The sequence below is a fragment of the Streptomyces sp. S6 genome (assembly GCF_054880855.1).
Genome location: NZ_JBTYMC010000247.1, coordinates 1 through 10,045 on the forward strand (window position 1 = coordinate 1; position 10,045 = coordinate 10,045).

Genomic DNA, 10,045 nt, shown 5'->3' on the forward strand with positions numbered 1-10,045 from the left:
GCGCGAGGCTGTGCGCCCGCATGGACCCGACCGGCCCCTCACCGAGCCCGCCGTCGGTCCACTCGACGGGGACCACGGCCTCGGCGCCGGGCGGCAGGGGGGCGCCGGTCATGATGCGGGCGGCCTGTCCCGGGCCGACCTGGAGCAGTCCCGCCTGCTGTCCCGCCGCGACGTCCCCGACGACCTCCAGGGCGGCCGGGAACTCCTCGCTCGCACCCGCGACGTCCGCGACCCGGACCGCGTACCCGTCCATGGAGCTGTTGTCGAACGGCGGGAGGGAGACCGCGACCGTGACGTCCTCGACCAGGACGCAGCCCAGCGCGTCGAGGAGTTGCAGCTCGATGGGTTCGAGGGGGCGGACGGTCGCGAGGACGTCCGCCAGGTGCTCGGCCACGGACCAGCGGCGGTCCTGGGCGGCGGGGCTGGGTGCGGCGGTGCTCAACTCGGCTGCAACTCCTCGGTGACGTAACGGTGGAGCCAGGTCCGGAAGTCCGGTCCCAGGTCTTCACGTTCGCACGCGAGTCTGACAATGGCACGCAGGTAGTCGCCGCGGTCCCCGGTGTCATAGCGGCGGCCCTTGAAGACGACGCCGTGCACGGGGCCGCCGGCCGTCTCGTCCTGGGCCAGCTGCTGGAGGGCGTCGGTGAGCTGGATCTCGCCGCCTCGGCCGGGGGCGGTGGTCCGCAGGATGCCGAAGACGGCCGGGTCGAGGACGTAGCGGCCGATGATCGCGTAGTTCGACGGGGCGTCCGCCGGCTCCGGCTTCTCGACGAGGCCGGTGACCTCGACGACGTCGGCGTCGGCGGTGGGCTCGACGGCCGCGCACCCGTAGAGGTGGATCTGCTCGGGGGCGACCTCCATGAGGGCCACGACGCTGCCGCCGTGCTGCTCCCGGACCTCGATCATCCGCTGGAGCAGGGGGTCGCGCGGGTCGATCAGGTCGTCGCCCAGGAGGACCGCGAACGGCTCGTTCCCGACGTGCGGGGCCGCGCACAGGACCGCGTGGCCGAGCCCCTTGGGGTCGCCCTGGCGCACGTAGTGCATCGTCGCGAGGTCGCTGGACTCCTGGACCTTGGCGAGCCGGGCCGCGTCGCCCTTCTTCTGGAGCGCCGACTCAAGCTCGTAGTTGCGGTCGAAGTGGTCCTCCAGGGGCCGCTTGTTGCGGCCGGTGACCATGAGGACGTCGTCGAGTCCGGCGGCGACGGCCTCCTCGACCACGTACTGGATCGCGGGCTTGTCCACGACCGGCAGCATCTCCTTGGGAGTCGCCTTCGTCGCCGGCAGGAACCGGGTTCCGAGACCGGCCGCGGGGATGACAGCCTTGCTGATCCTGGGGTGGGACTGAGTCATGGCGGTCACCCTATCCGGTGCTCTTGAGCGGAATCTGTGACACCGGAGAACGGATGCTCATATGAGCGCATTCGAGACAGTGCGGAGTGGTGCATGAGCCTTTCGAGCGGCCCGGACGCGTCCGGGAAGCGGGAGCTGCGGCGGGAACTCCTCGGCGCACGGGCCGAGTTGACGCCGGACGACCTGCGGGGATCGGCCGCCGCCCTGGCGGAACGCGCGCTGGAGCTGCCGGAGTTGGCGCACGCGCGCGTGGTGGCGGCGTACGTCTCCGTCGGGAGCGAGCCCGGCACGCCCGCACTCCTGGACGCGCTGCGCGCGCGGGGAGTGCGCGTCCTGCTGCCCGCGCTGTTGCCGGACAACGATCTGGACTGGGGGGTGTACGACGGCGAGGGTTCCCTGGCGAGCGTCCGGCACGGGGCGCGGATGGCCCTCCTGGAGCCTTCCGGGGAGCGGCTCGGCCCGGACGCCGTGACGGGCGCCGACGTCGTCCTGCTGCCCGGTCTCGCGGTCGACGCGCGCGGGATGCGGCTGGGGCGCGGCGGGGGGTCGTACGACCGGGTGCTGGCGCGGCTGGAGCGGGCGGGGGCTTCGGCCGCGCTGGTGGTGCTGCTGTACGACGGGGAGGTCGTCGAGCGGGTGCCCGCGGAGGGGCACGACCGGCCGGTGCACGCGGTGGTTACGCCGTCGGGGGTGCGTCGGTACGGGAGCGTACCGTCGTAACGCGTACGTATCGTCGTGACACATGCGTATCGACGCACAGCACGAAAAAGGGGCCCTCCGCGCGGAGGGCCCCTTTCGTCAGTCGCGGGTGACGGTCACGGCTTCAGGGTGAGGGTGTCGCTCGTGCTGCCGTCGACGGACTTCGGGGTGAAGGACCAGTCGAGGAGTTCACCGTTGGCCCACTTGCCGGTCTGGTCGGTGTAGTGGGCGCTGAAGGCGTGTCCGGAGGCGCCGGAGAGGTTGATCCACTTCGACTTGTCGAAGTCGTCGAGGTTGACGACCATCCGCATCGACGGGACCCAGACGACGTTGTAGCCGCCGGCCGCGTCCCAGCCGGTCGCGTTGACGGACGCCTCGCCGCCGCTGAGCTTCCAGGGGCCCCGGTTGAGGATGTACCGCAGGAAGTCGGGGCCTTCGGTGCCGAGGGTCTGGTTCTTCAGGAACAGGCGGTGCAGCCGGCCCCAGCTCCAGGTGTCGATGTCCTTGCCGAGCTTGGCGGTCAGCTCCCAGCGGGCGTCGATCAGAGCGCGCTTGAAGAGGCCGTCGCGGTCGACGGCGCCGGGGCGGTTGCCGGAGCGGGGCGTCTTCCACCAGTCGCTCTTGGGCTTGTCCAGCAGGTTGCGGACCACCTCGAACCAGCGGTCGCCGCCGTCGGGCTGCGCCTGGTCGGCGTCGCGCATGCCGCACTCGCGGACCTTCTGGGTGTCGTCGACGGGACCGGTGGAGTTGACCGGGTCGACCCACAGGCACTGTCCCTCGACGCGCAGCTCCTTGGGGAGCTTGTTGCCGAAGCCCAGCTTGAGGATGTTGCGCCACACGGCGTTGAAGTACGCGGCGGCGGCGGAGTCGGCGTCCTGGGTGTAGTCCCAGCCCTGGAGGAGTTTCTGGGCCTCCCGGACGTCCGGGTCGGCGAGGTCGATCTTCAGCAGCCTCGGGACGAGCAGTTTGGCGATCTCGCTGCTGCTGTCGAGCTGCATCTGGCGCATGTCGTCGGTGGAGATCTTGCCGCCGCCCTCGATCTTCTGCTTGATCAGGTCGGTGATGCGCTGGCTGCGGGTGCCGTAGCCCCAGTCGGTGGTCAGCGTGTACGGGTACGCGTCGGGGTCGACGACGGCCTGGTTCGCGGTGACGATGTACCCGCGCGCGGGGTTGTACTCGTAGGGCAGCTGATCGAACTTGAGGTACCCGGTCCACGTGTACTTGGCGTCCCAGCCGGGGGCCGGGATCGAGCCGTCGTGGTTCTTCCCGCGCGTGGGGATCTTGCCGGGCAGCTGGTAGCCGATGTCGTTCCTGGTGTCGGCGAAGATCAAATTCTGCGAGGGGACGTCGAAGAGTTTCGCGGCGTCCCGGAAGGAGCCCCAGTCGGCCGCCTTGTTGAGCGCGAAGACGGCGTCCATGGTGGTGCCGGGCTCCAGGGCGGTCCACTTCAGGGCGACGCCGTAGCCGTCACCCCGGTCGGGCGCGGCGGAGGTGACGCCGGCCTTCTTGCCGACGTCGACGAGTTCGTCGTTGCGGTCGGACAGCAGGGGCATGCCGTCCTCGGTCTGGCGGACGACGATCTTCTTGGCGCTGCCGCCGGCGACCTGGATGGTCTCCTCGCGCGTGGTGAACGGCCGGACCTTGCCGTCGTACTCGTAGCCGTCGCCGGTGATCTTCTCCAGGTAGAGGTCGGTGACGTCGACGCCGGAGTTGGTCATGCCCCAGGCGATGTTCTGGTTGTGGCCGATGACGACGCCGGGCATGCCCGCGAAGGTGTAGCCGGTGACGTCGTACTGGCAGGACGCGGAGACCGTGCGGCAGTGCAGGCCCATCTGGTACCAGACGGACGGCAGCGAGGCCGTGAGGTGCGGGTCGTTGGCGAGGAGCGGCTTGCCCGTGATCGTGTACTTCCCGGCGACGACCCAGGAGTTGGAGCCGATGCCGTTGCCGTTCACGCCGACGGCCTGGGGAAGGTCGTCGAGGACGCCGTTGAGGCCCGCCAGCTGGCCCTGGAGGCCCGAGGAGCCCCGCGTGGAGGTTCCGGAGCCCGAGCCGGTTCCCGAGCCCGTGGAGGAGCCGCTGGAGCCCGCGGAGGAGCTGCGGGAGCCGGACGAGGAGCTGCCCGAGCCACCGGTGCCGGAGGAGGAGCCGGAGCCGCTCTTCGAGCCGAACTCGCCGGTCAGTTCGTCGTACTGGCCTTCCTGGACGATCGCCTGGTTGCGGCTGTACGGGTAGGCCGGGTACAGGTCGGCGATCTGCTGCGGGCCGAGGCGGCCGGCCATGAGGGCGCGGTCGATCTCGTCCTTCATGTTGCCGCGCAGGTCCCAGGCCATCGCCTTGAGCCAGGAGACCGAGTCGACGGGGGTCCACTCGGTGGGCTTGTAGTCGTTGGTGAAGCCCAGGGCGGCGTACTCCAGGGAGATGTCCGCGGCGTCCTTGCCCTTGAGGTAGGCGTTGACCCCCTTGGCGTACGCCTGGAGGTACTTCTTGGTGGAGGCCGACAGGACCTTGTCGTACTCCTGCTTGGCGACGCGGTCCCAGCCCAGGGTGCGCAGGAATTCGTCGTTCTTGACCTGCCCGTCGCCGAACATCTCGGAGAGGCGGCCCGACGTCATGTGGCGGCGGACGTCCATCTCGTAGAACCGGTCCTGCGCCTGGACGTAGCCCTGCGCCATGAACAGGTCGTCGTCGGAGGAGGCGTAGATCTGCGGGATGCCGTAGCCGTCGCGCTTGACCTCGACGGGGCCCGCCAGGCCGGCGAGCTTGATCTCTCCCGTGGTCTGCGGGAAGGAGGCCCGGACCGTACTGACCGACCAGTAACCGCCGTAGGCGATGCCGCCGATCACCGCCAGCACCAGGATGATCACGATCAGGCGGGCTTTGCGCCCCTTTTTCCTGCCGGACTTGCCGGGCTTGTCACCCACTGTGGCGGTGGTATTCGGGGGCATCGCTGTCCTTGCTGTCCTAACGCGAGCGGCAGGTCGGGCTGTGACTTTGAATGAACGCTGGAGCAACCATAGGCGCAGGGTCAGGCGCGACTTGACTCGGAGTCGGGAACGCGGACGCGGGGGCGCCCTGTCCACACCCCAGCGAGCGTCAAGAAATCGTCAAGAGTTAGGTAAGGTAACGAATTAGTTGGATGTGCAGCGCCTGCGTTTCATGTCCTATGTGATCGACCACGCGCGCCAGGAAAGGAATCGGCAGCTGACCGTCCACCACCTCAACCAGCTCCTGCTCGTCTGCTCGCTCGTCCTGCTCGTCGCCGTCGCGGCCGTGCGGATCTCCTCGCGCAGCGGGCTGCCCAGCCTGCTCGTGTACCTGGGGATCGGCGTCCTCATGGGCCAGGACGGCATCGGCGACATCCACTTCAGCAACGCCGAGATGACCCAGGTCATCGGGTACGCGGCCCTGGTCGTGATCCTCGCCGAGGGCGGCCTCGGCACGAAGTGGAAGGAGATCGGGCCGGCGCTTCCGGCGGCGTCCGCGCTGGCGCTCGGCGGGGTCGCGGTGAGCGTGGGCGTGACGGCCTCCGCCGCCCACTACCTGGTGGGCCTGGAGTGGCGGCAGGCGCTGATCATCGGCGCGGTGGTGTCGTCCACGGACGCGGCGGCGGTCTTCTCCGTGCTGCGCCGGATCCCGCTGCCCGCGCGCGTGACGGGCACGCTGGAGGCCGAGTCGGGCTTCAACGACGCCCCGGTGGTCATCCTGGTCGTCGCCTTCTCGACGGCGGGCCCGGTGGAGCACTGGTACGTCCTGCTCGGCGAGATAGCGCTGGAGCTGGCCATCGGGGCCGCGATCGGCCTGGCGGTCGGTTTCGCGGGCGCCTGGGGCCTTCGGCACATCGCGCTGCCCGCCTCCGGCCTCTACCCGATCGCCGTCATGGCCATCGCGACCGCCGCGTACGCGGGCGGCGCCCTGGCGCACGGCAGCGGCTTCCTGGGCGTCTACCTGGCGTCCATGGTGCTCGGCAACGCCAAACTGCCGCACTGGCCCGCCACGCGCGGGTTCGCCGAAGGGCTCGGCTGGATCGCCCAGATCGGCATGTTCGTCCTGCTCGGCCTGCTGGTCACCCCGCACGAACTGGGCGACGACTTCATGCCCGCCCTGATCATCGGACTGGTCCTGACGATGGTCGCGCGCCCGCTGAGCGTCCTGCTGTGCCTGCTGCCCTTCCGGGTGCCCTGGCAGGAGCAGACCCTGATGTCCTGGGCGGGGCTGCGCGGCGCGGTGCCGATCATCCTGGCGACGATCCCCATGGTGAACGGCGTCGACGGCAACCACCGGATCTTCAACATCGTCTTCGTGCTGGTCGTCGTCTACACGCTCGTCCAGGGGCCCACGCTGCCCTGGCTCGCCCGGAAACTGCGCCTGGGCGGCGGCAGCGAGGCGACCGACCTGGGCATCGAGTCGGCGCCCCTGGAGCGGCTGCGCGGCCATCTGCTGTCCGTCGCGATCCCGGAGGGGTCGAAGATGCACGGCGTCGAGGTCAGCGAGCTGCGGCTGCCGCCCGGCGCGGCGGTCACCCTCGTCGTGCGGGACGACGCCTCCTTCGTGCCGTCCCCGACGACCGTCCTGCGGCACGGCGACGAGTTGCTGGTCGTCGCCACCGACCCCGTCCGGGATGCCGCCGAGAAGCGCCTGCGCGCGGTCGGCCACGGCGGGAAGCTCGCCGGCTGGCTGGGCACCGGGGGCGTACGTTGAGCGCGGACGACGCGACGGTGAAGCGTTGACGACGGGTTTCGCGGTGCTCACTCTCACAGGCCACGCGGAGCCCGGCCGCTGTACGATGAACGCGGACCTTGATCGAACCAACTCTGTCTGATGCAGAGCTGGCGCGACCGTATGGCGGCCGAGACGCCCTCCCGGGACGACGGTATCTACCGCAGCACGCGCAAGAGGACAGCTCTCGGCGTCCCCCTCCTGGGGTCGCGCTACCAGGCGGCGGAAAGGCACGGGCCGTGGCGTCCACGGTCACCGAGAAGTCAGCCGAAGGCCGTCCCGGATACGGGCGACTGCTGCGCACGCGCGGCGCGTGGACCTTCCTGCTGCCGGGCTTCGCGGCACGGCAGCCGTTCGCGATGCTGACCATCTCCATCGTGCTGCTCGTGCAGCACACCACCGGCTCGTACGGCGCCGCGGGCGCCGCGGCGGCCGTCACCGGTGTCTCCCTGGCGCTGTTCGCGCCCTACAGCGGCCGGCTCGCCGACCGGTACGGGCAGCGCGCGGTCCTGCTGCCCGGAGTCGTCGTCCACGCGCTGTCGGTACTGACCCTGACGGCCCTCGCGCTCGCCGACGCACCCCTGTGGGCGCTGTTCGCGGCGGCCGTCCCGGCGGGTGCCTCGGTGCCGCAGGTCGGCCCGATGGTGCGCGCGCGCTGGGGCGTCGCCCTGAAGGACTCGCCCCTGATGCCGACGGCGGCGGCCTTCGAGTCCGTCACCGACGAGCTGACGTTCGTCCTCGGCCCGCTGCTGGCGACCGCCCTGTGCACCACCGTCCACCCGGCCGCCGGGCTCGTTACGGAGGCCACCCTGACGCTGGTCGGCGGGCTGCTGTTCGCCGCGCAGAAGAGCACTCAGCCGCCGGTCACGGCCGACGGGCACGCGCGCGTGGAGCACGTTTCCGCGCTGCGGATCCCCGGGGTGCGGGTCCTGATCGTCGCGTTCCTCGGGATCGGCTCGGTCTTCGGCGGCATGCAGGTGTCGCTGGCCGCGTTCAGCGAGTCGATCGGCGAACCCGGTCTCAACGGCGTCCTGTACGGCACGTTCGCCGCCGGGAACATGCTCTCCGGCGTCGTCTGCGGCGCGATCGCCTGGAAGGTCGCCCCGAGGAGCCGGCTGCTCGTCGCGTACGGCGCGCTGGCACTGGTGGCCTCCGGGCTGTCGGCCGCGCACTCGGTGGTGCTGCTCGCCGGGCTCGGTCTGCTGGTCGGGACGTGCATCGCGCCCGCGCTGATCACCGGGTACACGCTCGTCGAGGAGCTGGTCCCGGCCGGGGCGCGCACCGAGGCGTTCACCTGGATGACCGGGGCGGTCGCCCTCGGGCAGGCGGCGGCCGTCACGGTCGCCGGGCAGCTGGAGGACCGCCTGTGGGACGGCTCCGGGTTCCTCGTGCCCATGGGCGGCACACTGCTGGCCCTGGTGACCGTCCTGGCGCTGCGTTCCCGGCTCGTGTCGCCCGCGCGCGGGCGTACCGTCGCACGTGGCGTCGGTCACCGCGTGCCGGTGGCAGTGGACTGATCCCCGGGAATAGGCCACTATGGACCCTCGTTAGCACTCATCGAGTGAGAGTGCCAGGAGGAAGACAGTGCCGACCTACCAGTACCAGTGCACCGAGTGCGGCGAGGGCCTTGAGGCCGTCCAGAAGTTCACGGACGACGCCCTGACCGAGTGCCCCAGCTGCGGTGGCCGCCTGAAGAAGGTGTTCTCCGCGGTCGGCATCGTCTTCAAGGGCTCCGGCTTCTACCGCAACGACAGCCGCGGCTCCTCGTCGAGCAGCTCGCCGGCGACCGCGTCGTCCAAGTCGGCCTCCTCCTCGGCGTCCTCGGACTCGAAGCCGTCGTCCGACGCGAAGCCCGCCTCGGACTCCAAGCCGTCCGCCGGTACGACCGCCGCCTGACGCACCTGTCTCCGGTTCACCCCGCTGTCCTTGCGACGGCTGGGTGTTCGGCGTCTGCGGATACTGTTCCGGGCATGACGAACGCAGAGATCGGCGTGATCGGCGGTTCCGGCTTCTACTCGTTCCTCGACGACGTGACCGAGGTCCAGGTCGACACTCCTTACGGCGCTCCCAGCGATTCCCTGTTCCTCGGCGAGGTGGCCGGGCGGCGGGTCGCGTTCCTCCCCCGGCACGGGCGCGGGCACAGTCTTCCGCCGCACCGGATCAACTACCGGGCCAACCTCTGGGCGTTGCGCTCGGTCGGGGTGCGGCAGGTTCTCGGACCGTGCGCGGTGGGCGGGCTGCGTCCCGAGTACGGGCCCGGGACGCTGCTGGTGCCCGATCAGCTCGTGGACCGGACGAAGGCGCGCGCGGGCACGTACTTCGACGGGCTGCCGCTGCCCGACGGGACCGTCCCGAACGTCGTCCACGTCTCGCTGGCCGACCCGTACTGTCCCGCCGGGCGGGCGGCTGCGCTCAAGGCGGCCCGGGGGCGGGGCTGGGAGGCGGTGGACGGCGGGACGCTGGTCGTGATCGAGGGGCCACGGTTCTCGACGCGGGCGGAGTCCTTGTGGCACCGGGCCCAGGGGTGGTCGGTGGTGGGGATGACCGGGCATCCGGAGGCGGCGCTCGCCCGTGAACTGGAGCTGTGCTACACGTCGTTGACGCTGGTGACCGATCTGGACGCGGGGGCGGAGACGGGTGAGGGCGTGTCCCACGAGGAGGTGCTGGAGGTGTTCTCCGCGAATGTGGGGCGGTTGCGGGAGGTGCTGTTCGATGTGGTGGCGGGGTTGCCGGGGGGCGCGGGGCGGGAGTGTTTGTGCGTGAACGCCTTGGGCGGGATGGAGCCGGGGTTCGTGCTGCCGTAGTTCGCGCTGCCGCAGGGGGTGACGGCGGGCCGGGTGACGGAGTTTTCCACAGGCCGTGAGTTATCCACAGGCGGAAACGGAGAGTTGCGGGGAAGGGCATCGTGGATCTCGCGGGCCGGGTTCGCGGTCTGCGAGAACCTTCGTCGCTGGTGGTGATCCCGTGTCCGTTCCGACCCCTCCCCCGCTTCCTCCGCCGCCCTCGCCTTCCTCGTCCTGCTCGTCACCCGGCACACAAACACCTCCCACCTGCGAGGTTCCGCATTTCTCGCCGGTGCGGGTGCGGGGTGTGCGGTATCAGTGGGGGCGGTTGGCCCGGCAGCGGAGGCGGGCGCTGGCACTGGGGCTGGCCGTGACCGCCGTGGGGCTGGTGGCGGCGGGGCCGCAGGAGTGCGGGCGATCAGGGAGTCGCGGTCCGGGACGTCGCCGCCGACCCAGTACGGGATGCCGCACGCCGAGTACGACGTGAAGTGCCC

At 70.8% G+C, this 10,045-nt stretch carries 7 protein-coding genes and 1 pseudogene; 5 read left to right on the forward strand and 3 right to left on the reverse strand.

Annotated elements, in window-relative coordinates; all coding sequences use genetic code 11:
* Window positions 1-442, reverse strand: a pseudogene (locus ACVNF4_RS26620) (gephyrin-like molybdotransferase Glp); the annotation flags it as partial.
* A complete protein-coding gene (gene galU / locus ACVNF4_RS26625) occupies window positions 439-1,350 on the reverse strand; it encodes a UTP--glucose-1-phosphate uridylyltransferase GalU (RefSeq protein ID WP_461805409.1) in 912 nt (303 codons plus the stop codon). The pseudogene ACVNF4_RS26620 and the gene galU, both read right to left, overlap by 4 nt.
* 93 nt (window positions 1,351-1,443) lie before the next feature.
* Here galU and ACVNF4_RS26630 point away from each other — a divergent pair, with 93 nt between their 5' ends.
* The gene (locus ACVNF4_RS26630) at window positions 1,444-2,070 is read left to right on the forward strand and encodes a 5-formyltetrahydrofolate cyclo-ligase (protein WP_461805410.1); all 627 of its coding nucleotides are present in this window, start codon (window positions 1,444-1,446) and stop codon (window positions 2,068-2,070) included.
* A gap of 95 nt (window positions 2,071-2,165) precedes the next feature.
* On the opposite strand, the gene ACVNF4_RS26635 is transcribed toward ACVNF4_RS26630, so the two are convergent.
* Window positions 2,166-4,997, reverse strand: a complete 2,832-nt coding sequence (locus ACVNF4_RS26635; protein ID WP_461805411.1) for a penicillin acylase family protein — start codon at window positions 4,995-4,997, stop codon at window positions 2,166-2,168.
* Window positions 4,998-5,208: 211 nt separating this feature from the next.
* Here ACVNF4_RS26635 and ACVNF4_RS26640 point away from each other — a divergent pair, with 211 nt between their 5' ends.
* From ACVNF4_RS26640 to ACVNF4_RS26655, 4 genes are all read left to right on the forward strand, one after another.
* Entirely contained in the window at window positions 5,209-6,750 is a 1,542-nt protein-coding gene (locus ACVNF4_RS26640) for a potassium/proton antiporter (RefSeq protein ID WP_461805412.1), read from the forward strand.
* A 257-nt stretch (window positions 6,751-7,007) separates the two neighbouring features.
* Window positions 7,008-8,285 carry an MFS transporter gene (locus ACVNF4_RS26645; protein ID WP_461805413.1) on the forward strand — a complete coding sequence of 426 codons (1,278 nt, stop codon included), beginning with the start codon at window positions 7,008-7,010 and terminating at the stop codon, window positions 8,283-8,285.
* 67 nt (window positions 8,286-8,352) lie between these two features.
* The gene (locus tag ACVNF4_RS26650; protein WP_461805414.1) at window positions 8,353-8,664 is read left to right on the forward strand and encodes an FmdB family zinc ribbon protein; all 312 of its coding nucleotides are present in this window, start codon (window positions 8,353-8,355) and stop codon (window positions 8,662-8,664) included.
* Window positions 8,665-8,738: 74 nt separating this feature from the next.
* The gene (locus tag ACVNF4_RS26655) at window positions 8,739-9,572 is read left to right on the forward strand and encodes an S-methyl-5'-thioadenosine phosphorylase (RefSeq protein ID WP_461805415.1); all 834 of its coding nucleotides are present in this window, start codon (window positions 8,739-8,741) and stop codon (window positions 9,570-9,572) included.
* The last annotated feature ends 473 nt before the right edge of the window (window positions 9,573-10,045 follow it).

Coding starts and splice junctions, on each gene's coding strand:
- ACVNF4_RS26630 (WP_461805410.1), top strand. CDS start 1,444: ATGAGCCTTTCGAGCGGCCCGGACGCGTCCGGGAAGCGGGAGCTGCGG.
- ACVNF4_RS26635 (WP_461805411.1), bottom strand. CDS start 4,997: ATGCCCCCGAATACCACCGCCACAGTGGGTGACAAGCCCGGCAAGTCC.
- ACVNF4_RS26640 (WP_461805412.1), top strand. CDS start 5,209: ATGTCCTATGTGATCGACCACGCGCGCCAGGAAAGGAATCGGCAGCTG.
- galU (WP_461805409.1), bottom strand. CDS start 1,350: ATGACTCAGTCCCACCCCAGGATCAGCAAGGCTGTCATCCCCGCGGCC.
- ACVNF4_RS26655 (WP_461805415.1), top strand. CDS start 8,739: ATGACGAACGCAGAGATCGGCGTGATCGGCGGTTCCGGCTTCTACTCG.